This window comes from Phyllobacterium sp. OV277, assembly GCF_900104355.1.
Lineage (GTDB): Bacteria > Pseudomonadota > Alphaproteobacteria > Rhizobiales > Rhizobiaceae > Phyllobacterium.
The window spans coordinates 96,835-121,907 of record NZ_FNIY01000006.1 but is presented as its reverse complement, the minus strand read 5'-3'; the positions used below and the strand labels follow the sequence as shown (position 1 = coordinate 121,907).

At 56.5% G+C, this 25,073-nt stretch carries 27 protein-coding genes; 14 read left to right on the top strand and 13 right to left on the bottom strand.

Annotation, left to right across the window (positions count from 1 at the left end; translation table 11 throughout):
• Positions 1 to 24: 24 nt before the first annotated feature.
• Entirely contained in the window at positions 25 to 672 is a 648-nt protein-coding gene (locus BLU05_RS19130; protein ID WP_091883731.1) for a DNA-3-methyladenine glycosylase I, read from the bottom strand.
• Positions 673 to 865: 193 nt separating this feature from the next.
• Between BLU05_RS19130 and BLU05_RS19125 the strand changes: the two genes are divergently transcribed.
• Positions 866 to 1,660, top strand: coding sequence for a L,D-transpeptidase (locus tag BLU05_RS19125; RefSeq protein WP_091883501.1), 795 nt, complete (start codon positions 866 to 868; stop codon positions 1,658 to 1,660).
• Between the two features lie 72 nt (positions 1,661 to 1,732).
• Here the strand turns inward: BLU05_RS19125 and glcF are convergent, their stop codons facing one another.
• The 5 genes from glcF to BLU05_RS19100 all read right to left on the bottom strand — a co-directional run bounded on the left by glcF (position 1,733) and on the right by BLU05_RS19100 (position 7,101).
• On the bottom strand, positions 1,733 to 3,058 hold the full coding sequence (glcF, locus tag BLU05_RS19120) for a glycolate oxidase subunit GlcF (RefSeq protein ID WP_091883499.1): 1,326 nt from the start codon (positions 3,056 to 3,058) through the stop codon (positions 1,733 to 1,735).
• Between the two features lies 1 nt (position 3,059).
• The gene (locus BLU05_RS19115) at positions 3,060 to 4,271 is read right to left on the bottom strand and encodes an FAD-binding protein (protein ID WP_091883496.1); all 1,212 of its coding nucleotides are present in this window, start codon (positions 4,269 to 4,271) and stop codon (positions 3,060 to 3,062) included.
• Between the two features lies 1 nt (position 4,272).
• Complete coding sequence (locus BLU05_RS19110) at positions 4,273 to 4,842, bottom strand: ASCH domain-containing protein (protein ID WP_091883494.1); 570 nt, start codon at positions 4,840 to 4,842, stop codon at positions 4,273 to 4,275.
• Positions 4,843 to 4,845: 3 nt separating this feature from the next.
• On the bottom strand, positions 4,846 to 6,342 hold the full coding sequence (locus BLU05_RS19105; protein ID WP_091883491.1) for an FAD-linked oxidase C-terminal domain-containing protein: 1,497 nt from the start codon (positions 6,340 to 6,342) through the stop codon (positions 4,846 to 4,848).
• Positions 6,343 to 6,471: 129 nt separating this feature from the next.
• Entirely contained in the window at positions 6,472 to 7,101 is a 630-nt protein-coding gene (locus BLU05_RS19100) for a TetR/AcrR family transcriptional regulator C-terminal domain-containing protein (RefSeq protein WP_091883489.1), read from the bottom strand.
• Between the two features lie 66 nt (positions 7,102 to 7,167).
• Between BLU05_RS19100 and tet the strand changes: the two genes are divergently transcribed.
• Both tet and BLU05_RS19090 read left to right on the top strand, forming a co-directional pair.
• Positions 7,168 to 8,367 carry a Tet(A)/Tet(B)/Tet(C) family tetracycline efflux MFS transporter gene (gene tet, locus BLU05_RS19095; RefSeq protein WP_091883486.1) on the top strand — a complete coding sequence of 400 codons (1,200 nt, stop codon included), beginning with the start codon at positions 7,168 to 7,170 and terminating at the stop codon, positions 8,365 to 8,367.
• A 29-nt stretch (positions 8,368 to 8,396) separates the two neighbouring features.
• Positions 8,397 to 9,299: a LysR family transcriptional regulator gene (locus BLU05_RS19090; protein WP_091883484.1), complete on the top strand. Its 903-nt coding sequence runs from the start codon at positions 8,397 to 8,399 to the stop codon at positions 9,297 to 9,299.
• Here BLU05_RS19090 and BLU05_RS19085 read toward each other — a convergent pair whose 3' ends face one another.
• Complete coding sequence (locus BLU05_RS19085) at positions 9,300 to 10,607, bottom strand: DUF3422 family protein (RefSeq protein ID WP_244518428.1); 1,308 nt, start codon at positions 10,605 to 10,607, stop codon at positions 9,300 to 9,302.
• Positions 10,608 to 10,796: 189 nt separating this feature from the next.
• Between BLU05_RS19085 and BLU05_RS19080 the strand changes: the two genes are divergently transcribed.
• Both BLU05_RS19080 and BLU05_RS19075 read left to right on the top strand, forming a co-directional pair.
• On the top strand, positions 10,797 to 11,579 hold the full coding sequence (locus tag BLU05_RS19080; protein ID WP_091883727.1) for an FCD domain-containing protein: 783 nt from the start codon (positions 10,797 to 10,799) through the stop codon (positions 11,577 to 11,579).
• Complete coding sequence (locus BLU05_RS19075; protein ID WP_091883481.1) at positions 11,576 to 12,313, top strand: metallophosphoesterase family protein; 738 nt, start codon at positions 11,576 to 11,578, stop codon at positions 12,311 to 12,313. The genes BLU05_RS19080 and BLU05_RS19075 overlap by 4 nt, the downstream gene beginning before the upstream one ends.
• 8 nt (positions 12,314 to 12,321) lie before the next feature.
• Here the strand turns inward: BLU05_RS19075 and BLU05_RS26285 are convergent, their stop codons facing one another.
• On the bottom strand, positions 12,322 to 12,462 hold the full coding sequence (locus BLU05_RS26285; protein ID WP_175540669.1) for a hypothetical protein: 141 nt from the start codon (positions 12,460 to 12,462) through the stop codon (positions 12,322 to 12,324).
• 173 nt (positions 12,463 to 12,635) lie between these two features.
• Entirely contained in the window at positions 12,636 to 13,334 is a 699-nt protein-coding gene (locus BLU05_RS19070) for a type 1 glutamine amidotransferase (protein ID WP_091883478.1), read from the bottom strand.
• Between the two features lie 72 nt (positions 13,335 to 13,406).
• On the opposite strand from BLU05_RS19070, the gene BLU05_RS19065 reads away from it, so the two are divergent.
• Positions 13,407 to 14,009, top strand: coding sequence for a hypothetical protein (locus BLU05_RS19065; RefSeq protein ID WP_091883475.1), 603 nt, complete (start codon positions 13,407 to 13,409; stop codon positions 14,007 to 14,009).
• Between the two features lie 4 nt (positions 14,010 to 14,013).
• Here the strand turns inward: BLU05_RS19065 and BLU05_RS19060 are convergent, their stop codons facing one another.
• Together BLU05_RS19060 and BLU05_RS19055 are read right to left on the bottom strand one after the other, a co-directional pair.
• Positions 14,014 to 14,553 carry a GNAT family N-acetyltransferase gene (locus BLU05_RS19060; RefSeq protein ID WP_091883473.1) on the bottom strand — a complete coding sequence of 180 codons (540 nt, stop codon included), beginning with the start codon at positions 14,551 to 14,553 and terminating at the stop codon, positions 14,014 to 14,016.
• Between the two features lie 88 nt (positions 14,554 to 14,641).
• Positions 14,642 to 15,544 carry a DMT family transporter gene (locus BLU05_RS19055; RefSeq protein ID WP_091883470.1) on the bottom strand — a complete coding sequence of 301 codons (903 nt, stop codon included), beginning with the start codon at positions 15,542 to 15,544 and terminating at the stop codon, positions 14,642 to 14,644.
• Positions 15,545 to 15,677: 133 nt separating this feature from the next.
• Here BLU05_RS19055 and BLU05_RS19050 point away from each other — a divergent pair, with 133 nt between their 5' ends.
• The 6 genes from BLU05_RS19050 (at position 15,678) to BLU05_RS19025 (ending at position 21,274) form a co-directional block, all read left to right on the top strand.
• Positions 15,678 to 16,115 (top strand): Lrp/AsnC family transcriptional regulator, encoded by a 438-nt coding sequence (locus tag BLU05_RS19050; protein WP_091883468.1) that lies wholly within the window; start codon positions 15,678 to 15,680, stop codon positions 16,113 to 16,115.
• Positions 16,116 to 16,161: 46 nt separating this feature from the next.
• Positions 16,162 to 16,896 (top strand): 16S rRNA (uracil(1498)-N(3))-methyltransferase, encoded by a 735-nt coding sequence (locus BLU05_RS19045; protein WP_091883465.1) that lies wholly within the window; start codon positions 16,162 to 16,164, stop codon positions 16,894 to 16,896.
• A gap of 107 nt (positions 16,897 to 17,003) precedes the next feature.
• Positions 17,004 to 18,377 carry a glutamate--cysteine ligase gene (locus tag BLU05_RS19040; protein ID WP_091883463.1) on the top strand — a complete coding sequence of 458 codons (1,374 nt, stop codon included), beginning with the start codon at positions 17,004 to 17,006 and terminating at the stop codon, positions 18,375 to 18,377.
• A gap of 12 nt (positions 18,378 to 18,389) precedes the next feature.
• Positions 18,390 to 19,133, top strand: a complete 744-nt coding sequence (locus tag BLU05_RS19035; RefSeq protein WP_091883460.1) for an SDR family oxidoreductase — start codon at positions 18,390 to 18,392, stop codon at positions 19,131 to 19,133.
• Positions 19,134 to 19,208: 75 nt separating this feature from the next.
• Positions 19,209 to 20,147: a phosphoribosylaminoimidazolesuccinocarboxamide synthase gene (locus BLU05_RS19030; protein WP_091883458.1), complete on the top strand. Its 939-nt coding sequence runs from the start codon at positions 19,209 to 19,211 to the stop codon at positions 20,145 to 20,147.
• A 134-nt stretch (positions 20,148 to 20,281) separates the two neighbouring features.
• Positions 20,282 to 21,274, top strand: a complete 993-nt coding sequence (locus BLU05_RS19025; protein WP_091883455.1) for a DUF937 domain-containing protein — start codon at positions 20,282 to 20,284, stop codon at positions 21,272 to 21,274.
• A gap of 115 nt (positions 21,275 to 21,389) precedes the next feature.
• On the opposite strand, the gene BLU05_RS19020 is transcribed toward BLU05_RS19025, so the two are convergent.
• Positions 21,390 to 21,677: a DUF1127 domain-containing protein gene (locus BLU05_RS19020; protein ID WP_091883454.1), complete on the bottom strand. Its 288-nt coding sequence runs from the start codon at positions 21,675 to 21,677 to the stop codon at positions 21,390 to 21,392.
• A gap of 206 nt (positions 21,678 to 21,883) precedes the next feature.
• On the opposite strand from BLU05_RS19020, the gene BLU05_RS19015 reads away from it, so the two are divergent.
• Complete coding sequence (locus BLU05_RS19015) at positions 21,884 to 22,840, top strand: LysR substrate-binding domain-containing protein (protein ID WP_091883451.1); 957 nt, start codon at positions 21,884 to 21,886, stop codon at positions 22,838 to 22,840.
• Positions 22,841 to 22,843: 3 nt separating this feature from the next.
• Here BLU05_RS19015 and BLU05_RS19010 read toward each other — a convergent pair whose 3' ends face one another.
• On the bottom strand, positions 22,844 to 23,413 hold the full coding sequence (locus BLU05_RS19010; protein WP_091883725.1) for a DUF2585 domain-containing protein: 570 nt from the start codon (positions 23,411 to 23,413) through the stop codon (positions 22,844 to 22,846).
• Between the two features lie 76 nt (positions 23,414 to 23,489).
• Between BLU05_RS19010 and xseA the strand changes: the two genes are divergently transcribed.
• Complete coding sequence (gene xseA, locus BLU05_RS19005; protein ID WP_091883449.1) at positions 23,490 to 25,073, top strand: exodeoxyribonuclease VII large subunit; 1,584 nt, start codon at positions 23,490 to 23,492, stop codon at positions 25,071 to 25,073.

Sequence of the window (25,073 nt, the reverse complement as noted above, 5' to 3'; positions counted from 1 at the left end):
AGCCAGAGAGCAGTTTCATGACAATCAAACGGGTCGTTTAAAATTCGCTCGGATTTTTTCGATCTCGGCACGGCACTTGCAGCCTTCCACATGATCATTCACCAGCCCCATAGCCTGCATATGCGCATACATGGTGGTGGGGCCGACAAAGCTGAATCCGCGCTTCTTCAAATCCTTGGAAAGGCGCACCGAGGCGGGTGTTGAGGGATTGGTGATGAGGTGGCCATAATCAACGACCTTGGGACGCTCATCCACTGGCGGCTCAAAGCTCCAGAAATAAGCGCCAAGCGAGCCTTTTTCCTCAAGCAGTTCGATGACCCGCTTCGCATTGTTGATGGTCGAGGTGATCTTGCCGCGATGGCGGATGATCCCTGCATTGCCAAGCAATCGTTCGATATCCTTATCGCCGTAGCGGGCGATACGTTCAAAATCAAAGCCGTCAAAAGCCTCGCGGAAGTTTTCGCGCTTACGCAGGATGGTGAGCCACGACAGACCCGACTGAAATCCTTCCAGACAGATTTTTTCAAACAGGCGATAGTTGTCCGTGACGGGACGTCCCCACTCATGGTCGTGGTAGTGGATGTATTCAGGCAAAGCGCCGGGCCAGGAACATCTGCTCACACCGCTTTCATCCGTCATCAATCCTGTCTTTACGGGCGTTTCTTCCGTCATCATCTGTCCTTCCGGAACATGTTCACCTGACATTAACCAGTGGCCGAAACCATTCGATAACCACAACAAATGGTTTCCGATCAGAATCGCATTTTATTGATCCTCGTTCACTTTTTTCTACCGGCACGCAGGCAAACTCAATCCGAAACCTGACAGATCCTGTCAGGAGTGTTATTGCCAAGAGAATTACCCGATGAAGACCGCATTGCTGCTTCTGACCTCCTGCCTGACAATAGTATCATTCGGCGCTCATGCCAGTGAGCGTTACGCGACAAGGCCGCCTGTGGTTATGAGCCCCGATCTTTCAGCGCCTTGGGTCATGCAGTTGCGTCAACGTCCGGTTGGCACATCAGCCAATATGCGCGACCGGGTTGTACTGAGCGACCCACCTCTACGTGGAACCATTATCAATCGCCGAGAGGCGAGACGCCCCGTTCGCACGCAGGAAGCAACAAACCCGGCAGCACGCGAAGTTTCATTCCGGCGGCCAGCCGAGCCCGCAACGGAAGATCAGCCGAAAAAACGCGGTATGGACCCGAAATTCCTGCCACAGTCCGTTGCTTATGATGGACCACAGGCACCGGGCACCGTCGTTATCGATACATCGCAGCGTTTTCTTTTCCTCGTCGAAGCTGACGGACAGGCGCGCCGCTATGGCGTTGGCGTCGGCAAGGAAGGCTTTGGCTGGAACGGCACCAACAATATCTCCCGCAAGGCGGAATGGCCGGATTGGCGCCCGCCAGCCTCGATGATCGAGCGCGAGAAAGAAAAGGGCCACTATCTGCCTGTTCACATGGAAGGCGGCCCCGCCAATCCGCTCGGTGCGCGCGCGCTTTATCTTGGCGATACGCTCTACCGTATTCACGGCACCAATGCGCCATGGACAATCGGACATGCCGTATCCAGCGGCTGCATCCGCATGCGCAATGAAGATGTCACTGATCTCTACGAACGCGTCAATGTCGGCACAAAAGTCGTCGTGATGTGAGAGTTAGTGGGGACGGCACCGGGGGCGGTGCTGGAATTGGGCGGTGGTTCCTTTGGACCGCCGCCCTTCTTTTTACTCGGCAGCCTGCAGGACAGGCGCCGGCACACCTTCTGGTCTCGGGCCACCATAGACCCAATCCAGCAGTTCGACCGTATGAACAATAGGCATTTTTGCAGCACTGGCGATCTGGGTGATGCAGCCAATATTGCCCGTGGCAATGATGCTAGCGCCGGTTGCCTCGATGTTTTTTACCTTGCGGTCGCGCAAAGTGCGGGCGATTTCGGCTTGCATGATATTGTAGGTTCCGGCGGAACCACAGCACAAATGACCCTCGGCAGGTTCGCGGACCGTGAAACCAGCGGCTTTCAACAAATCCTTTGGCTGCCGGGTCAGCTTCTGCCCGTGCTGCATGGAGCAGGCGGAATGGTAGGCCACAACCAAATTCGCCGGGTGCTGTGGTGCAGGCAAATCGAGGGTTGTCAGATATTCGGTGATGTCCTTGGCAAGCCCTGAAATGACTGCCGCCTTGTCGCTATAAGCAGGATCAAGCCGCAGCATATAGCCGTAATCCTTAATCGTCGTACCGCAGCCGGAAGCCGTGACGATGATCGCATCGAGCCCTCCATCGTGCAGCTCGCGCGTCCAGACATCGACATTGCGGCGTGCATCCTCCAGTGCGGCTTCCTCGCGGCCCATATGATGCACCAGCGCGCCGCAACAGCCCTCGCCCTTTGGCACCACGACCTCGATGCCGAGACGGGTGAGCAGGCGAATGGTTGCCTCATTGATCCCCGGCTTCAATACGGGCTGGGCGCAACCGGTCAGAATTGCGACGCGTCCGCGCTTTTCGGTTGCCGGTTTGTGCAAGCCCGGCTCGGCAAAGCGGGATTTTGCCGGAACGGTTTTCGGCGCAAGTTCAAGCATGGTGGCCAGCGGCTTCAGCGCCTGAACTGATTTGAGCAGGGGGGCAAAAGGACGGCCGAGTTTCGCCGCCGTCAAAGACAGCCTAAAACGTGACGGATATGGCAGCACGAAGGCCAATAGCCCCCTGATGAAACGGTTCATCACCGGACGTTTGTAGGTTTTCTCGATATGGGCACGAGCATGATCCACCAGATGCATATAGTTTACACCCGATGGACAGGTGGTCATGCAGGCGAGGCAGGACAGGCAACGGTCCACATGTTTGACGATCTGCTCATCGGCAGGGCGGCCATTTTCCAGCATATCCTTGATCAGATAAATGCGGCCGCGCGGGCTGTCGAGTTCATTGCCCAGCGTGACATAGGTGGGGCACGTCGCGGTGCAGAAACCGCAATGCACGCATTTGCGCAGGATCTTTTCGGACTCGGCAACACCTGGGTCCTGCAATTGTTGCGGGGTGAAGTTGGTTTGCATACTACACTCCTGCAACCATACGGCCGGGGTTGAGAATACCCTCCGGGTCAAATTGCTGTTTGAGCCGCTTTGACAGCGCTGCCAAGGGAGCGGATTGCGGTTCGAAAACGGGTATGGCGGCACGAATGGTAGTGGACGCACGCACCAGCGTGGCATGGCCCCCGCCATATTTGCCGATCAGCACCCGCACGGCTTCCGCTTCTGGTTCGCCTTCCAGCCTCATCCACACAAGTCCGCCCTGCCAGTCATAATAAGCATCCACCGCAGCGCCCATGCGCATGGATGCAACCAGCTTATAGGCCTCCATCGGCGCCATCGAAACGCGCCACACGGGCCGTTCGGTCCCATCGGCGAAAGGAATAACATCGCGTACTTCCTGCCAGAGCCTGCGCGAGATATCGCCGGAGATTTCTTCAATGGTGCCCGCCGAAGACAGCAATCGCCGTAGCATCGTCACCCGGTCGGCAACGGAAGGCGCAAAACCCTCCAGCCGCAATAATGTTGATGCCTCGCCTTTCAGCACGCCATCAATAACCCGGCCAGAAATATTCACAGGCAGATGCGCTGCGGATGCCACTTCGCCGCTGGAACCCATGGCAATTGCCATGGCACGCGCGGCCTCATCATCCATCAACCCTCTGATAATGAGCGTTGTCTCCGTCTCCGGCGCGGGCAGAACCTTGAATGTAATTTCGGTTGCGATGCCAAGCGTGCCCCAGGAATTGGCCATGCCCTTGGAAAGATCATAGCCGGTGACGTTCTTGACCACACGGCCACCGGATTTGAACAGTTCGCCCCGCCCCGATACGACCCGCACACCCAGCACATGATCGCGCGCCGAGCCCGCCTTCAAGCGGCGCGGACCGCACAGATTGGTGGCAAGAACCCCGCCAAGGCTGCCCTGCCCTGCCGCCTCGCCCAGCAATGGGCCATAATCCATAGGCTCGAATTGAAACGCTTGGCCTTTCGATGCCAGCAGGGCTTCCAGTTCCGCGATTGGCGTTCCGGCTTTGGCGCTCAACACCAGTTCATCGGGTTCATACAGCGTCACGCCCACGTATTTCGACAGGGCAATCGTATGTTCGGTCTGAACAGGGCGACCAAGCCCACGCTTGGAGCCATAACCCGCGACCTCCACCGGCACGCGCTCGGACAGCGCCCATTGCACGGCTTCGACAATTTCTGCTTCGGTTGAAGGCATAAACACGGTCATTTCATTGCCCGTCCAGAAAGCTTTGGCCACGCGGCGACAACCGGTAGCCAATGTCGAGACTGATGGTCAAACCCATCTCCTTGAGCTTGCGCACATCACGTTTGAATTTGACCGTTTCGACGCCAAGCTGTGCGGCAAGATTTGCAGCGACCACGCCCGGTTGATCGGCAATCATGCGCAGGATTTGCCTGTGATAACCAACGTACTGAGCCGCTTTGTCCCAGCGCGCCAGTCGATCCGTCAAAGCGATCTTGTCCGCTTGCGACAATGGTTCTTCGTGCAGAGCGGTTCTCTCATCGACTTCAACAGCTCCGATGGCGATACGATAGAGCGTTCCATCGCCTTCACGCAGATTGCGCTCCAAAGCAGCAATGTTCTCGAAACCCGCACGTTTGGCGTCATCCACAGTCAGTTTGTCTGGGTCGACTGTGTCCACCGCACCGATGATCAGCGAACCGATGGTCGTGCGCAGACGTGTACCGGCCTTGACGGTCGGACGGGTCCAGCGCCGAAACGCCAGATCGACTTCCCCGCGTGCAATAGCTTCAAGCGTTTGTGCCTTGAACAACATCGATCAGAATCTCGGAATGTTTGGAAATGGCACCTGACCGCGATGCACATGCATCCGGCCAAGTTCAGCACAGCGATGCAATTGCGGAAAAACTTTGCCGGGGTTGAGCAGATGCTTGTCATCAAAGGCGCATTTGACCCGGATTTGCTGGTTCAGATCAATCTCGTTGAACATCTCAGGCATCAGATCGCGCTTTTCAACGCCGACACCATGTTCACCGGTGAGAACACCACCCACCTTCACACACAGCCTCAGGATGTCAGCGCCAAAATCCTCCGCCTTGCGCAGTTCATCGGGAATATTCGCGTCATAGAGGATCAGCGGATGCAGATTGCCATCGCCCGCATGAAACACATTGGCGACACGCAACCCGTATTTTTCCGACAGTTCGCGCATGCCAGCAAGCACCTTCGGCAGTTCCTTGCGCGGGATCGTACCATCCATGCACAGATAGTCAGGCGAGATGCGCCCAACGGCGGGAAACGCCGCCTTGCGCCCAGCCCAGAACGCCATGCGCTCTTCTTCGCTCTGGGATATCACGCAGGACGAAGCGCCGTTCTTACCCGCAATCTTCTCAACCATATCGATGAGGTGGTTGACCTCAACTGCGGGACCATCGAGTTCAATGATCAGCAGCGCTTCCACATCCAGCGGATAGCCCGCATGCACAAAATCTTCGGCCGCATGAATCGCCGGGCGATCCATCATCTCCATGCCGCCCGGAATAATGCCAGCAGCGATTATATCGGCCACACATTGCCCGGCTGTTTCGCTTGAAGGAAACCCGACCATCAGCGCGCGGGCGGTCGCGGGCTTTTGCAGAATGCGCACGGTGACCTCGGTCACGACACCGAGCAGGCCTTCGGACCCGGTCATCAGACCCAGAAGATCATAGCCTTCCGAATCCAGATGTTTGCCGCCCAGCCGCAGCACTTCGCCTGTGATGAGCACCATTTCCAGCCCAAGAACATTGTTGGCCGTCAGCCCGTATTTCAGGCAATGCACGCCGCCGGAATTTTCCGCAACATTGCCACCGATGGAACAGGCGATCTGCGAGGATGGATCAGGCGCGTAGTAAAACCCCTCATGCTCGACGGCCTTGGTGATGCCGAGATTGGTCACACCTGGCTGCACGACGGCGACGCGGTTCGGATAGTCGATTTCGAGAATGCGATTGAAGCGGGACATGACGAGCAGAACCGCATCTTCCAGCGGCAATGCACCGCCAGAGAGCGATGTACCCGACCCGCGTGGCACAACCTTCACGTTGTTTTCATGGCAATATTTGAGGATTTGCGAGACTTGGCGAACGGTCTGCGGCAGGACAACAACCAGTGGAAGCTGGTGATAGGCAGTCAAAGCATCGGATTCAAACGCGCGCATTTCATTGGTGACATCAACCACGCCTTCATCAGGAACAATGGCTTGTAATGCGGCGACAATGTCGCTGCGGCGCGCCATGGTCGCGGCATCGGCCTTCGGCATCACCAACCCGGACATAAAACCTCCCTCGCCTGCAATGCTTCAACTGGTAAATTATTTTTACCAGTGACACCAGCAGTTTCTAAACAGTCTAAACTGTTGCTGTTCCTTCGTCATGGGGCGGCATGGAGCCAAAGTGACGCGCGACTAGCTGGAACGCAGCTTTTCGAAACCAGCAACAAGTGCCGCAAGTCCAAATTCAAACCCTTCATCCGGAGAGATGTGTTCAACTTCGACAAAAGCCTGAGCGAGCATTGGAAATGCCACGCGCATCTCAGGCGTAAAGTCTGGCGAACTGATCCCCGGCATGAATGCCTGTTGTTCGAGCACCGAACCGACAACGTAATGCCCTGTCACGCGCAACACATGCGCAGCTGGCACCAGATCGAAACCAGCGGCAACCATGAATTGAATTTGCGCCTCCACGGCTGGAAAGAATACCGGACCTGGCCGCGAACCCGCATGAATCCGCGCGCCGTCACGATAGGCCAGTAGAGCGCGCCTGAAGCTACGCGCATTCTCGATCAGGAAGTGCCGCCAGTCCTCGTCTTTCTCAGGTATTGACGGTCCGTGGTGTTCAACCAGAATCGCCTCGGCCAGCGCATCAAGCAAGGCAGCCTTGTCCTTGAAATGCCAATAAAGCGCCGGTTGCTGCACACCAAGAGCCGTCGCAATGCGCCGGGTGGTCAGCCCATCAATGCCGGTTTCGTCAAGCAGATCGAGAGCTACCCGAATAACGGTCTCGCGCTGCAATTTCACATCACTACGTTTTGCCATGCTTGACAATTTATCACCGATAAAGGATATGTCTAGTTACTTATCAACGATAAATAAGAGTTTCCCATGACTTTCAACAAACCTCTGAACGTGATCCTGACGACCGTCACCCTCGATGCTATCGGCATCGGGATGATCATGCCCGTTTTGCCGCAACTGCTGACGACGCTCGCTCATTCCGATAATGTCGCACGGAACTACGGTGTTCTTCTTGCTCTATACGCGCTGATGCAATTTGTGTTCGCGCCGCTGCTCGGCGCACTGAGTGATCGGTTTGGCCGACGCCCAGTTATTCTCGGCTCCCTCGCAGGCGCGGCACTTGATTATCTGGTGATGGCTTTTGCGACCGTGCTGCCGCTGCTCTATATCGGCCGCATCATTTCAGGCGTCACCGGGGCCACCATGTCCGTGGCAAGTGCGACGATCGCCGACATTACTCCGGAACAGAACCGGGCCAAACGTTTTGGCCTGATCGGTGCCTGTTTCGGCCTTGGCTTCATCGCCGGGCCATTGCTCGGCGGTATCGCAGGCGGTTTCGGCGTCCACTATCCATTCCTGCTCGCCATGGCTCTCAACGGCCTCAACTTCCTGTTTGCTCTGTTCTTCCTTCCGGAAACCAGCAAGGGTGAGAAAACGCCCTTTTCACTGCGCAGCCTGAACCCCATCGGCTCATTCCAGTGGATCACCAGCATCAAAACCCTGACGCCACTGGTTGCGATGTTCACGCTGCTGCAACTGGTCGGCCAGCTGCCCGGTGCCCTCTGGATCATCTACACACAGGACCAGTTTCTCTGGAGCGTCTCCACTGTGGGTATTTCACTCGCAGCATTTGGTCTGCTGCATGCACTTGTGCAGGGAATGCTGACGGGCCCTGTGACCGAGAAGATCGGCGAAAAACGCACGCTGGTCCTTGGAATGGCCACAGATTGTATCGGTTATCTGCTGATGGCATTTGCCACCGAAAGCTGGATGGTCGCGCCCATCCTGTTTTTCCTTTCCATGGGCGGCATTGCAACACCTGCACTTCAATCCATCATCACCCGGCAGGTTGATGCGAGCAAAGTCGGCGAAGTTCAGGGGGTTCTGGCCAGCGCAACCAGTTTGGCCGGTATTATCGGGCCGGTGATCTTCACGACGATTTATGCGGCAACGCGGACCGACTGGAGTGGTCTGGTGTGGGTTTGTGGTGCAGCGCTCTATGTGCTTTGCATTCCGATGCTGCGTGTCGTCGCCTATCGCCATGCCGAAAGTGCTTCGAGGGCTTGACCTTCAGATAATCAGGCAGAAAGAGTGCTCTGATGGATCATTTGAACGATATGGAAATTTTTGCCCGTGTTGTTTCCGCTGGCAGCATGTCGGCGGCTGGACGGGAACTTGGCCTGTCTCCTGCCGTCATGTCCAAACGGTTGCGACGGCTGGAAGAAAGGTTGGGTACGCGGCTTTTGCAACGCACCACCCGGCAAATAGCCCTGACCGAAACGGGCCAGGGCTATTATGAGCGGGTGCTTGCCATTCTATCAGGCATTGAAGAGGCGGAAGCTTTCGTCTCCCGCCGATCCGAGCAGGCGCATGGTCAATTGAAAGTTTCTGCGCCTACAACCTTTGGCCGTATGCATATTGCCCCGCATCTGGAACCTTTCATGCGGGCCAATCCTGACCTTTCCATCAATCTTATTTTGACTGATGAATTTGTCGATATTGTCGGCGAAGGTTATGACCTCGCCATCCGCATCGCCGAATTGTCGGATTCAAGTCTCGTCGCGCGCAAACTGGCGCCGGTGCGGCGGTTTCTTGTGGCCTCACCGCGCTATATCGCCGAACATGGAATGCCATGCTCCATTGCTGATCTCGACAATCATGTTTGCCTTGCCGCGCACAATGGTGATCCCTGGCGCCTGAATGGTCTGGATGGCAGCATATCATTACGCCCGACCGGGCCAATCCTGACCAATTCCAGCGAAGTGGTGCGGGCGGCGGTGCTTGGCGGTCTTGGAATTGCCTTGCGCTCAACATGGGATATCGGCCCGGAACTGGCATCGGGTCAGTTGTTGCGCGTGCTTGAAGATTACGCAGCATCAGGCAATATCGCCATCTATGCGATCTACCCTTCCCGGCAGTTTCTTCCGGCAAAGGTGCGGGTGTTCATCGACTATCTCGCTGGGCTTTACGGGCCCGTGGCTCCATGGGACCGGGTCTGATCATTCGTCCTTGTGGGACTTGCGGATCGATTTGACCACAAACCACATGGCGATGATGGCAACAGGGACAAATGCCGCCGTCACAACGGAAGAATGCAGGTCCGGCGCATAGGCTTCGACGCCCTTGGCGAGATAATAGAACAGCCCCACCACGTAGTAGGAAATCGCGGCAACGGACAACCCTTCGACCGTACGCTGCAAACGCAATTGCAATTGCGCGCGCCGGTTCATCGAACTCAGCAGATCGCGGTTCTGGCGTTCCAGTTCCACATCGACGGAGGTGCGCAGCAGCGTTGCCGCACGAGAGAGTTTTTCCGACAGGTTTTCCTGACGCTCACTGACCGAATAACAGGTGCGCATGGCAGGTGCCATACGGCGCTGAATGAAGGCCGCCCACGTCTCATATCCGGTGACAGACTCTTCGTGCAGCGCGGCCAGACGTTCCAGCACAATGCCATCATAGGCGCGGCTGGCACCGAAGCGATAAAGGCTTGAGGCAGCATCAGCTTCCAGTTCCGCTGCCAGCAATGTCAATTCATCCAAAAGCTTATGATTATCCGCATCTGCCGCACGCATTTCCGTCGTCAGCCCCGCCAGACGATCCTCGATACGGCGAATGCGAGGCGACAGGGAATGCGCCAGCGGCAGCCCGAGCATGGCAAGCGTTCGGTAGGTCTCGATTTCGATTACCCGCTGCGACAAGGCACCGGCACGGGCGGGCGACAGACCATTGTCGAGGATAAGGATACGGGTCATCCCGTCCTTATCCTGCCGGAAATCCGTTATGATCGAGGCGAGCCCATTTTCGACATCGCTGTAGCAAAGGCTGGTCGGGTCAAATTCCTCGATAACAGCGTCGGCTGTATTGTCTTTCCGGATAATCTCAAGCCGCACACCGTCAATGACCGTACCGGGAGGATTGAAACCATGGCCGAAAGGATGTTGTGCGGTCTGCCCCGTACGCGGCACGGGACCTTCCCACAGGTAAGTCGAGAATTCCGTATGCCGTTCCCAGCGCAAGGTACCGTTGCCCCACGGCATAATATGGTGGCGGGCATCGCGGGCGGGGGGCGTAATACCAATGCTTCGGCTCAGTTCCGCAAGCACCGCATGATCGACGGTTGAGCCCGCCTCAGTCATGAAAGCGAGCTGGATGAGGAGGCGCGGTGTATCCACCAGCGGATAGGGACGCGCATGGACTTCACCCAAGGCAACCGAACGCTCTGCATGCCCCGGAAAGCCCATGACGCCAGAACTTGAAGCAGCGCTCGCAAACGCCGCCGCGGTCTTCAGTCTTTTCCCCTTCATATCGGCCCCTTGATCGCCTGTTCACAAGATGGTGAACGCAATGCCCCGTCCTTTCAATGCTACTTTACGCCAATCCGCTGCGGCTATGCGACGCTTACCGACCGAAGCGCAACTGGACAAAAGAATTGACCAGTTTTGTGGTTTGCCGATACGTTGCAATTGCAAATCACTTCCGCGGACGATTTCACCATGAGCAGCCCGATCTTTGCCCGCATCCAGCCGTCGCGCACCGCCGACGATATTGTCAGCCAGATCGAAACGCTGATCCTTGAAGGCATTCTGCGCGTAGGGGCCCGGTTGCCCGGCGAACGGGACCTTTCCGTACAATTCGATGTCTCGCGGCCGATCCTGCGCGATGCCTTCAAGACGCTGGAAGCCAAGGGACTGCTTGTTGCCCGACACGGTGGTGGAACCTTTGTTGCCGATGTCATCGGCGAGGTGTTTTCGAAGCCGGTGATGGACCTCATCTCCAGTCATAAGAAGGCAGCCGCCGACTACCTCGAATATCGCCGGGAAATTGAAAGTATTGCGGCCGATTATGCGGCCCGCCGGGCGACAGAAGATGACCGCCTATTGCTCTCCCGGATCGTCGAGGCCATGCAATTGGCTTACGAGACCAATGACTCCAAGAAAGAGGCTGAACTGGATGTCGAATTGCACAGCACCATCGGTGAGTGCGCGCACAACATCATCCTGCTGCACACGCTGCGCTCCTGCTACCGGCTTCTGGCCGATGATGTGTTCTACAATCGCACAGTGATCTACGGTTTTCCCGGCGCGCGGGACAAGCTGCTGCAACAGCACAAAGCCATCGCGCATGCCATCATGGCATCCGATCCTGATGAAGCCCGGGCTGCTGTGCGCGCACATATCGACTTCATAGAACAGGCCCAGCAGGACGCGGAACGCAGCAGCGCCTGGCAGGCAACATCGCGATTGCGCCGCAGCCAGAGGGAATTGGATCGCCCATGAAAACGATCGACTTCAAGCGGGCGCGCGGCCCGGACAGAATGCGTGTCTACGCTATCGGCGATGTCCATGGACGCCTCGATCTATTGCAGGCCATGCACCGGCGCATTCTTGAGGAAAACGAGAAGTCGCCACCTTTCGACTGGGTGGTGGTACATCTAGGTGACTATGTTGATCGTGGACCGGATTCTCGGGGCGTGCTCGACTATCTCGTCAATGCACAGAAGAAAACCCATCGCATGCTGACCCTTGCGGGCAATCACGATGTCGGGTTTCTGCAATTCCTCGACAAAGGCGACGGGCATGGTGTTTTTGCCCGGCATGGCGGCAGGCAGACAGCGCAATCCTATGGCGTGACCATCGATTTCGATGACTCTGCTTCGGTATCGGCCGGGCGCTCTGCCCTGCTGCGGGCCATGCCGCCGGAGCATGTGGAATTCCTGAGCGGATTGCGCCGCTCAACCGTTATGGGGGATTTCTTCTTCTGCCACGCAGGCATTCGGCCCGGCGTTGATCTCGAACGACAAAACCCTGAAGATCTTATCTGGATTCGCTGGGAATTTCTGGATGACCCACACCTGCACTCCAAGGTGATCATCCATGGCCATACACCAGCCAGCGATGTGGAAGTACGGCCAAACCGGGTCAATCTTGATACCGGGGCCTATGCCAGCGGACGCCTCAGCGCCATTATGATCGACGCTGAAGGCAAGTCTTTTCTGGAAGCGACTGTTTAGAGCAAGTGTTAACGCGAAGCGGAGCTGATTCCGTAGCCATCGCTTGATACGGTGCGGCCGCCAGCATCAACAGATACCAGTTCGGCGCCCATGAAAAGGATTGATGCAAGCATCATAACGGTCAAAAGGGCGGCACTCTTCATAGTCATTCGGGCGTTTCCATCAGTCTCTTCGGCCTGGCTTCATGCCAGCTAACCGGCCCGGCAACTACAGCCCACAATCCTTTCCAGCAAGTGAATCAAAGCCACGCTCCACATGAATACGAACAGTGCAATTTGATTCAAATCTTGGCTGTTGCAGAGTTGCAACTGAAATGCCTGACTCAGATCAGCGCAACCCAGGCGCGTGCCAAAGCGAGACCTGCGGCATCGGCTGGAGCGCCATTCTCAGCAACCAGCGCCGGATAGTTTTCCAGCCAGTCGGCATTGTCCCGTATGATCTCGTCCGCAAAGACATGACGCCATTCTTCAACAAGCGTTGTATCAGCCTCGAAGTGAAACTGGATGCCGTAAACGGCCCGTCCGATGCGAAATGCCTGATTCCGGGTTATGCCGCTTGAAGCAAGGTGAACGGCACCTTCGGGCAAAGTGAATGTATCGCTGTGCCAGTGGAAAATCGGGAAATGTTGAGGAACCGAGGACAGAACAGGGTCGGAAGCTGCTTCGGCTGTTTGCGTAACCTCATGCCAGCCAAATTCCAGCTGGCGTCCCAGAATGTTTTCAGCTCCATAGCCCCGGGCAACCAGCTGACTGCCGAGACAAATGCCAAGCACGGCCTTATCAGCATCGCCAAAACGCCTGATCAGGCGGGCAAGCAAGGGAAGATAAGGAAACTGTTCATCCGCCAGCGCATTCTGATCGCCGCCAAGCGAAATCAGCGCATCATAACCGGTATCATCGGAGGGCAGCGCTTCGCCAAGATATGCCTGCACAAGATCAATCTGCGCACCGGCTTCCGCCAGAGCCCGGCCAACCAGCCCGAGCCCGGTATGCTTATAATTCTGGATGACAAGAACCCGCATTCTGCCTGCCCGCTGATCGCATTAAAGATGATCTTGCGATAGCATGGACCTCCCACAGCCGGAAGCCACCAAATGCCCCTGCAAAACCGTGTCACACCCTTTGGCGAAATCGTGTCCGTTCCCCAGCGCGGAACATTCATGGGTAATCGCGGTATCATTCACGATCCATCCACGCGCACGCTCCTGAAACGGCGTTGGACGACGAGGGCGTGGATCATCTGCGTCTGTCAGTTCAAGAATGTCAGACGTGATGTCATGGCGCGGCAGAGCTGGACCGAACTGTTTTTCCTTGATGAAGCAACGGCTTTGAGTGCCGGTCATAGGCCCTGCTTTTATTGCCAGCGGCAAAGGGCAAAGGCATTTCAGGCGGCATGGGCGGATGGTAACGGTGTCTCCAAGCAATCAGCACCTGATATGGATACGGTCCTGCACGAGGAGCGCCTTGACACCACGGGTGGCAAGAGGCGTCACCCGCTCACCAGTTCCATCGAGGACTTACCCGACGGAAGTATGATCGCCTCCGGGGATAATGCTTATCTCATACGCGGCGGCCAGACCTCTCTTTGGTCATGGGAAGGTTATGTGATCCACACGCCGCCTACCCAGAACGTTGGTCTTCTCACACCGCCATCGACTGTGCATGCACTGCGCGCAGGATATAAGCCTGCCTTCTAGACTTCTATGTATTATTGCCTTTGAAAAAGCATTCCATATGAATGTCATCAGGCTCTGTGGCAAAGAGCTGAGGATCAGGCGTGCTGGTCACTACACAGCCGAGATGTTGGTAAAAATTCACCGTATGCTCGGAAGGAGTAGCGGAGACATAAAGGCCTTTTGCGCCCAGCGATTTCGCTGCTTCCTTGCAGCGCTCGAACAATCGCACGCCGAGGCGCTGACCGCGATAGGCGTTACTGACATGCAGGAAGCTGAGTTGCAGCAAGTCGCGCTTGGAACCGAGCCAGACACTGTCAATAACAGCGGCCCCGGCTAGTTTTTCATCATCAAAAACGCCAAAGAACTTGCCGCCGCGATCAAAACTTTGCTGGAGCAAAGGCGTATATTTTTCCGCCTCGCCCTCTTCCCATCCGGGCGCGTCACAAAAGTCCGGATGCAGGACCAGCTTACCATCCTGCAACCGATAGATATTCTCGATGATTTCGCTACGGTCGATAGTCCAGATCTGCTCGATCTGTTCGCGGGTAAGTGCGCGTATTTCCATGTTTCTGCTCTGTATTTGCCGAATTGTTCATGCTCTTTCATCACATATAGAGCAAAACAAAATCTGGCAAATAACAGGGCGAAATACCTTACACTTTAACGCTTGAGGGCACCGACCTGCCCAGCTTCCAACCAAGACTGGTGCCAGCGGCAGCAATCAGGATGGCCGCCGACCCGACAAACTGAATTGGCTGCAACTGATGCCCGAAGGCAAAATAGTCAACCAGAATGGCGGCAATTGGATAAATGAAGGAGAGCGAACCTGTCAGATGCGTCGGCAGTTTCTGAATCGCGCTATAGAGCAGAATGTACATCAAACCCGTATGAATGATGCCTATCGTGACGATGCTCCCCCATTGGACCGCGCCATTTGGCATGACGCTGAAGTCAGCCAAGGGGGCCATGAGCACGATGCCCACACAGACCTGAATGAGCGCAATCAGATGTGGCGGTGTGCCCTTGAGACGCTTCGCCACGATGGCAGCGATGGCATAAAGGAAGGCAGCGCCCAGCGACAGGCCAATACCCGCCATGTAGTCAGTGCCGGTGTAGCTGGTCCCACCCGGCTTGGCCTGAACAATGAGAATCATTCCGGCAAACGCGACGGCGAGCCAGAACAGCTTTGTGAACGTCAGCTTTTCCTTGAAAATCAGGGCGCCAAGCCCAACCAGCATGAATGGTTGCACATTATAGACTGTTGTCGCGATGGCGATGGAGGCGCGGGAATAGGCGGCAAACAGCAGGACCCAGTTGAGAACGATAGCAATGCCGCCGAGTACAGCGAGCCCAAACAGCTTCCATGAAATCACATTGGGGCGCAGCAAACCCATTGCAGCACAGACGCCAAGCAATGTGAGAGCGCCAATGGCGCAGCGCCAGAACACAACCGACAGCACAGGCTGACCCGACATCAGCACAAACCAGCCAATGGTTCCTGAAATCATCATCGCAGCGGTCATTTCGACGCTGCCTCTTACAATATCCCGTTCCATGCAATCCACCCTGTTGTCTCGTGCGGCAAGACTATTCGGAGGAAGGGGAATTTGATATACATAGAGAAAGGCGTAGTGTGCGCTTTGCCTATTTAATAAAGGCAGATTCTATGAACCACCTTATGAGGCGGATATGCTTGATGAAATGGACAAAACAATCCTCGGTATTCTTATCGAAGATGCGCGAATCTCGCTGAAGGAACTCAGCCAGAAGGTTGGACTTTCTTCACCCAGCGTTTCCGAACGATTGCGGCGGCTTGAAGAAAAGAAAGTCATCCGCGCCTTTACTGTCGATATCGACCCGGCAGCACTTGGCTATAACCTGACCGCTATTGTCCGCGTCAGACCCCTGCCCGGTATGCTGCACATTGTCGAACGGCTGATACAGGAAACCCCTGAAATCACCGAATGCGACAAGGTGACGGGCGATGACTGCTTTATCGGCAAAATCCATTTCCGCACGATGGAGCAGTTGGACACATTGCTCGACAGGCTGGCGGAAAAGGCGGAAACCAATACATCCATCGTCAAAACATCGCCGGTGAAACGACGCCTGCCACCCTTAAGCTGACACGCCCGGCTTGACCACCCTGTCTCCTCTCTGGCATCCATCATTCATGCGCGCAAATTACAAAATGCAACGGCTCTACATTACGGCGGATCTTGGTGCCGGAAGGCGGGCTGAAGTACCCACTGAAGCCGTTAACTATCTCGCCAATGTGCTGCGGATGAAAGAGAGCGATGAAATCCTCGTTTTCAATGGCCGTGACGGCGAATGGCGCGCCGCCCTGCGCTTTGAAAGCAAAAAGAAACTGGCGCTTGAACCCCTTGAACTGACGCGGGAGCAGCCTGTTTCGCCTGATCTCCTCTATTGCTTTGCGCCGCTCAAGCAGGGGCGGCTCGATTACCTCGTGCAAAAAGCTGTCGAAATGGGAGCTGGTGTTTTACAGCCTGTCATCACCCAGCACACCCAGGTCACCAGAATCGGCACGGATCGGATCGAGGCCAATGCGATCGAGGCGGCGGAACAATGCGGCGTTCTGGCAATCCCGCAAACGCGCGAACCGGTTAAACTCGACAAGTTGTTGGATAGCTGGGACCCCGAGCGGCGTTTGATTTTCTGCGATGAAGGCCATCATACCCATAACCCGCTGCCGCTCTTACAAAGCCTGCCGCGTGGGCCGCTTGGCGTGCTCATTGGACCGGAAGGCGGCTTCTCCGATGCAGAGCGCGAGACCCTGCGCAAACTGCCATTTGTGACTGCCATTCCGCTTGGTCAGCGCATTCTGCGCGCCGATACTGCTGCGGTTGCCGCACTCGCTCTTATTCAGGCGACGATCGGTGATTGGTGAGATACAAATTCTCTTGATGAGTGCATCAGAGAAATTTGCTTGCGCTCGTTTCCGAAAACAGCCAATCACGCCTCAGTTAAGAACATTCTAGTGGGGAAGCACCATCCATGGCGCGCGACACAACAGACGAGACGCCCCTTTCCGGCGCGGAAGAACTGGCGACCTATCTAGCTCAGGGTTCCAAGCCGCAATCCGCGTGGCGCATCGGCACCGAGCACGAGAAATTCCCGTTCTACACCGAAGATAACAGCCCGGTTCCCTATGATGGCCCGCGCGGTATCCGGGCGATCCTTGAAGGCATGCAGTCGAAACTTGGCTGGGAACCTATTATCGACGAGGGCAATATTATCGGCCTCGTGGAACCCACCGGCCAAGGCGCAATCTCGCTTGAGCCGGGTGGCCAGTTCGAACTATCAGGCGCGCCGCTTTCGACCATTCACCAGACCTGCCGCGAAACCAATGCGCATCTGGCACAGGTGCGTGAAATTGCCGAACCGCTGGGTATTCGTTTTCTTGGCCTCGGTGGCAGCCCGAAATGGACGCTGGCTGAAACGCCGCGCATGCCGAAATCCCGTTACAACATCATGTCCAACTACATGCCGAAAGTCGGCAAGGACGGGCTGAACATGATGTATCGCACCTGTACCATTCAGGTGAATCTCGACTTTGCATCGGAAACCGATATGCGCCGCAAGATGCAGGTTTCGGTGAAACTGCAATCCATTGCCACGGCGCTTTTTGCCATGTCGCCCTTTACTGAAGGCAAGCCCAATGGCCTGCTTTCGTGGCGCTCCGATATCTGGCGTGACACGGACAATAACCGCTCGGGCGTGCTGCCCTTCATCTTCAACGAGAATTTCGGCTTTGCTGATTACGTTGAATGGGCGCTCGATGTACCGATGTATTTCGTCCTGCGTCATGGCCGTTACCATGATTGCACCCATGTGACCTTCCGCCAGTTCATGAATGGCGCGCTGAAGGATTCCATTCCTGACGGTACGCCCAATATGGGCGACTGGACCAACCATCTTTCAACACTGTTCCCGGAAGTGCGCCTGAAGCGCTTCCTTGAAATGCGCGGTGCCGATGGCGGACCATGGCGGCGCATCTGCGCTCTCCCGGCGTTCTGGGTCGGCATTCTCTATGATGCCGAGGCGCTGGATGCAGCCGAAACGCTCACCCGCGACTGGACTTATCCAGAGGTGCAGGCACTGCGCGATGACGTACCGGCAAAGGGTCTACGCGCCACACTGCGCAACCGCTCGGTGCATGAAATCGCACGCGAGGTGCTGGCGATTTCGCGGCTAGGCCTGAAAAACCGCGCCCTGCTCAACAGTGAAGGCTTTGACGAGACCCATTATCTCGCCTCGCTGGAGGAAGTTGTCGCGCGCGGCACGACATCTGCCGAACAGATGCTGAGCCAATATAACACCGTCTGGGGCAGTTCGGTGGAACCCGCCTTTCTGGAGTACGCCTACTAAGGAGACACCGTAATGACCAAGACCATTCTGATCACAGGTGCAAGCCGTGGTATCGGCCGGGCGGCCGCAATTCTTGCGGGTAAAAAGGGATGGTCCGTCGGCGTCAACTATGTGGGCAATAAGGCTGCCGCCGATGAAGTGGTTGCCGCGATCATCGCTGCCGGTGGCAAGGCAAAAGCAATTCAGGGTGACGTTGCCAGCGAGGCCGATGTTATCTCGATGTTCAAGCAGAGCGAAGAACTTGGTCCGCTGGATGGGCTTGTGGTCAATGCCGGTATTGTCGCGCCCGTCTCGAAGCTAATGGATATCGACGTTGAGCGTCTGCAACGCATGTTCGATGTCAATATTCTCGGTGCCTACCTCTGCGCTCGCGAGGGCGTGCGCCGGATGGCCCGTTCACGCGGTGGCCGGGGTGGATCAATCGTCATTCTGTCGTCAGCCGCTGCACGGCTTGGCGGTCCATCGGAATATGTCGATTATGCCGGATCAAAGGGCGCGATGGATACGCTCACCATTGGTCTTTCCAAGGAAGTTGGACCAGAGGGCATTCGCGTCAATGCCATTCGCCCCGGTCTGATCGAAACCGATATTCATGCCAGCGGCGGTCAGCCTGATCGCGCCCAGCGCCTCGGCGTGTCCGCACCACTCGGACGGCCCGGCACGGCTGAGGAAGTCGGCGAATCCATCGTCTGGCTGCTCAGCGATGCCGCATCCTATGTCACCGGCGCACTTCTTGATGTAACAGGCGGGCGCTAGGCCAGAATTTGACTCCCGTTCGCAGACTTATGTGTTATGCGAAAGCCAGATTGTCTGACGCGGATTCCAGAGCCCATGCCAAAACACCAAGCGCTTACCGAAGCTTTCATTCCCGAATTGCCGAACTATTATCGCGGCAAGGTTCGCGAGAACTATGATCTGCCTGACGGGCGGCGCATCATCATTGCCACTGATCGGATCAGTGCTTTTGACCGGATTCTCGCCTGCATTCCGCTGAAAGGCGAAGTGCTGACGCAGATGGCGCGTTATCAGTTTGAACAGACCAAGGATATCTGCCCCAACCATGTGCTTGATTATCCTGACCCGAATGTTGTGGTTGCCCGCAGGCTGGATATTTTGCCGGTTGAAATCATTGTGCGCGGCTATCTCGCCGGAACCACAAGCACATCAATCCTGACGCAGTACAAAGCGGGCAAACGCGCCATGTATGGCACGACTTTTCCGGATGGCATGCAGGACAATGAAAAGCTGCCCGCTCCGATTATCACGCCAACATCCAAAGCCTTTGATGGCGGCCATGATGAACCATTGACCGTACAGGAAATACTGGATCAGAAACTGCTGACACAGGAGCAGTGGGATACGGTTTCCGCCTATGCGTTCAAGCTTTTTGCACGCGGACAGGAAATTGCCGCAAGCCGCGGACTTATCCTTGCCGATACGAAATATGAGTTCGGCACCGATACGGATGGCAATATCGTTCTGGCTGATGAAATCCACACATCGGATTCCAGCCGCTACTGGTTTGCCGACAGCTATGCGCCGGGCAAGCGTCCGGTTAGTTTCGACAAGGATTTCATCCGCACATGGGTGGTCGAGCGCTGTGATCCATACAAGGACGATATTCCTGAAATTCCACAGGATATGATCGACGCCACCACCAAGGTCTATATTCAGGCCTATGAAACGATTACCGGCGAGAAATTTACGCCCGGTGATGCGGCTGTTGATCCACTGGAGCGTATTCGCAGGAATCTGGCGCAGTATTTTTAATTGGTGATTGTGCCGCTTGGCGAGGTTTCACCTCATCAACGTCCTCAACACCCTAACCCGATAAAAAGATTGAACTTTGAATACCAGCAAGGCTACTCTTTCTTCGTGCATTAGCCCGAAGGAGGATCGGCGCCATGAATCTCGTAGACATGTTCCTGAAGGGACAGGGTGGGCAGGCTGTTGAGGCGCTGTCGCGCCAGTTTCAGCTTTCGCAACAACAGACAATCGCAGCCATCGAGGCGTTGATGCCAGCCTTTTCGCAGGGCTTGCAGCGCAACACGGCCGATCCCATGGGCGTTGGCGCGTTCATTCAGGCGCTTTCATCCGGCCAACACGTCAATTATTTTGATAACCCGCAGGCGGCCTTCAACCCAGCCGGTATTGCCGATGGGAATGCCATTCTCAATAATCTTTTCGGCTCCAAAGATCTGTCACGGGCGGTTGCCGATCATGCCGCGCGGATGACTGGCATTGCCGTCAGCACCTTGCAGCAGATGCTGCCTGTGCTGGCATCCATGACGATGGGTGGGCTTTACAAACAGTCGACAGGCCAGTTTGCAGCGGCGGGTCTTGGCGGCGGCAATGTCATTGGCGATCTCATCGAACAGATGATGCGCCAGGGCGGTGGTATGGGCGGGGGGATCGGCGGGCAGACTGTTCCGAACCAGTCGGGCGCATCCAATCCCTGGGGGCAAATTCTGGAAAGTATGCTGGGTGGCGGTGCTGCCGCTCCGCAACAGCCGCAGGGTCAGGGTAATCCATGGGGCAACAACAATCCGCTTGGCCAGATTCTGGAACAAATGACGCGCGGCGGGTTTCCCGGTGCCACGCCGCAGGGTCAGCAGCAACCCACAGGAAATGCGCAGGCGCAGAACCCGTTCGGTGACAATCCGTTCGGCAAAATCTTCGAGGAAATGCTCGGCGGCGGCGCACAGCGGCAGTCGGCACCACAAGCGGCGCCAAAACAGCCGGATGAACCGGCTGCACCCCCATCCTCACCTGACAATCCCTACAAGGATATTTTCGGCCAGATGTTCGAAACCGGGCGCAAGACCAGCGAACAATATCAAAAGGGCATGGAAACCATTTTCGACCAGTATCTGCGCGGGATGGACCGCAACAAATAATCCTAAGTCCCCATAAAGAAAAAGCCCGGCCAGAAGGCCGGGCAGTGGGCAGGCGGGGCACCGGGAGGGGATTCCGGTGTGAATGGGACGCCTGCTAAACAGTCAAAATCGGTGCTTAGCTGATCGAGCGCGCTGCACGCACACGGGCCCTGACATCGGCCAATGCGCCCAGTCTCTCGCTCGGATCTTCAAGCAGCGACGTGCCAAGGGCAGAATGCAGATCACCGCGCGTGACACCAATGTCATGCAGCATTTGATCGTTCCACTCACCGAGGCTCAAAATCGTTTTGCGATTGCGGCGGGCGACGATCATTCGGGTGACAAAGCCTGCGGCCTGAACCAGCGCGAAAGTGATCGCGGGCACAAATCCATTTACTTCAGTCGTTCTCGTTGTCGTCGTCATCGCCCTACTCCTTTTGTAAATGGCGCTGATCAGAAGGGTTGAATCACGCAGAAACTATTTTCTACGCATCACGCTTGGTATCGTTTCAACACCAGCGTTTCCTGAACATCTGTAGAATGGTCCACAAAAATTGATTATTCAAACGAATGTTTTTCATGTAAAGCTTCAATAATAATGATGGATCGAACCGTGTCGGGAGCAACGCCATGAGCGCACCACTTGATCTTGACCAATTGCAGACATTTATTGCCATTGCCGATAGCGGCAGCTTCACCAGAGCCGCCGATGCAGTCAACAAAACACAATCTGCGGTATCCATGCAGATGCGCCGACTGGAAGAACGCGTTTCCAAGGCGCTGTTTGAACGCGACGGTCGCACCAACAAGCTGACAGAAGATGGCGAGCGTTTGCTTGCTTATGCGCGGCGCATGATGCAGCTCAATGGCGAAACCATCGCGGCTTTTGACGATACGCAATTGCAGGGCCATATCCGCATCGGCACGCCGGATGATTACGCCGATCGCTTCCTGCCGGAGATCATGGCGCGGTTTTCCCGCTCCAATCCCCGTGTCGAACTATCGGTTGTTTGCGAGCCTACTGTTAATCTCGACGAGATGATCCGTAAGGGCCAGCTTGATCTCGCACTTGTCACCCAATGCGATGACATGCGTCGCTCGGAAGTGGTGCGAAGCGAGCAGTTGCTTTGGGTGACTTCAGCACATCATACAGTGCATGAAGAGAAGGTTTTGCCGCTTGCCGTTGGCCGCCCGACCTGTATCTGGCGTGCAGCAGCTATCGATGTGCTCGACACGATGCATCACGACTACCGCATCCTGTTCACCAGCTGGTCGGCCACGGTTCTCGCGGCGGCGGTGCTCGCAGGTCTTGCGGTATCGATCCTGCCGGAATGCGCCCTGCGCCCCGGCATGCGTGTGCTTGGTGAAGCGGATGGTTTTGGCCGTCTGCCGGAGTTCGGCATCGGCATCATGCGCGGTCACACCAAGCCGTCGGCCATTGTCGACGCCCTCGCCCAGCATATCGTGGAAAGCCTCGATAACCTGTCCATGCCGACACCCGTTAGCATGGCGACAACGGCTGCCCCGAACCTCGTCAACCAGCGCCTGCGGCAGGTGCGCTCGACGGAACTCGTGCCCGGCTGGTAATCCTTAGAGGCCGCCCTGCCACGCCTTGATGGCATCAAGCGGATAAACCAGCATCACGATGTTGAGGGTGAGATTGTCGCGAATGACATATCCTGCCAGCAATTCGAAGAAGATCGCGATGATGATCGTCAGCCACAGCGGCGCACGGGACGCGAAGAAAAAGCCTATTACCATGAACAGGATATCACAGACCGAGTTCAGCACGCTGTCGCCGGTATAGCCAAGCGCAATGGTCGCTTCGCGATAACGATTGATCACCATATCGGTGTTCTCGAAAATCTCCCATGCCGCCTCAACAGCTATGGCGAAGAGCAGCCGGAAACCTACCGGCTTGCTGCGGGCGGCAAGCCAGAGAATGCCATAGAACAGAAAACCGTGGATGATGTGCGACAGGGAATACCAGTCGGATATATGCTGGGAATTATCAGACGAATTGACTTCGCCGACCCAGAGCTTGACCGTACCGCACGTGCACATGGGATTACGCCCCATCAACAGCAGGATAGTGGCAGTAAGCGCGATCATCGCAGCGCCGATCATAAGATAGTGGCGCAGGCTAAGACGTCCGGTCATAGGCATTCCCCTTTTCATCCCCGCAACATCCGCCTCCCAGACTTGACGCCATCCACCACCCCGGTAGGAATAGGAAATGACCGAAAAGTCCGAATCGACGTCCAATGTCGCTGAATATTCCGTATCCGAAATCTCCGGAGCGCTAAAGCGTACTGTTGAGGATACGTTCGGGCATGTGCGCGTGCGCGGCGAAATATCCGGTTATCGTGGCCCGCATTCATCAGGCCACGCCTATTTTTCGCTCAAGGATGACAAGGCCCGCATCGAGGCTGTCGTCTGGCGCGGTAGCATGAGCCGCCTGAAATTCCAGCCTGAAGAGGGTATGGAAGTCATCGCCACGGGCAAGCTGACCACCTATCCCGGTTCATCCAAATACCAGATTGTCATTGAGCAGATGGAACCTGCCGGCGCAGGCGCCCTGATGGCGCTTCTGGAAGAGCGCAAGCGCAAGCTCGGTGCTGAAGGCCTGTTTGATCCGGCTTCCAAGCAGTTGCTGCCATTCATGCCGCGCGTTATCGGTGTGGTCACCTCACCAACAGGCGCGGTTATCCGCGATATCATCCACCGCATTACCGACCGCTTTCCGCTGCATGTGCTTGTCTGGCCGGTGCGCGTGCAGGGCGAAACATCAGGCGCGGAAGTGGCCGCAGCCATCAATGGCTTCAATGCCTTGCAGCCCGGCGGTGCATTGCCCCAGCCTGATGTGCTCATCGTCGCGCGCGGCGGCGGCAGTCTTGAGGATCTCTGGGGTTTTAACGATGAGATCGTGGTGCGTGCGGTCGCGGCCTCTCACATCCCTGTCATTTCAGCGGTTGGTCACGAGACGGATTGGACGCTGATCGATCTTGCTGCCGATGTCCGTGCCCCAACACCAACGGGTGCTGCAGAAATGGCCGTGCCTGTGCGGGCAGACCTGCAGGCCAATATTGCTGCTTGTGGCGCTCGGCTCGCGGCTGGCATGTCGCGCTATCTCGATAATCGCCGTCAGGCGCAGCGGGCTCTTGCACGGGCGCTGCCCTCGGCTGACCAGTTACTGGCATTGCCGCGACGGCATTTTGACGAAACCGCCGCCCGGCTTGGCCGCGCCTTGCAGGCAAACACCCAGAAAAAACGTGGCCATTTTGACGGACGCGCCCGGCAATTGTCCCCGCGCGTCCTGCAGCAGCGCTTCCGTGAAAAGCAGCGGGAAGTGACAGTGTTCGGCGATCGCCTGCCACGCAGCCTCGCCGTTTTCCTGCGGGATCGCCGTGCGGTTTTCGTCCGCTACGCACATCGCCTGTCACCGGAACCCATTACACGTCTTGCGGTGCGAGGCCGCCAGAGCCTCACCCAGTTGGAGCGCCGTCAGGATCAGGCAATCGGCCTCACCCTTGATCGGGCCAGGCGGCGTGGCGGCGAACTCGAACGGCTGATGAAAACACTCTCGCATGAAAGCGTGCTCGAACGCGGCTTTGCCATTGTGCTCGACACATCAGGTGCGCCGGTGAAGCGCGCAGCGGCGGTTGCCAGTGGCGATAATCTGACCCTGCGCTTTCAGGATGGGGATGTGCAGGCTGTTGCCAGTGAAGGCGATGCCAATCCTGTTCGGCCCAAGCCGGAGCGCCCCGCGCCAGCCAAGAAACCGCCGGTGCCGGGCACTGATCAGGGTTCGCTTTTCTAG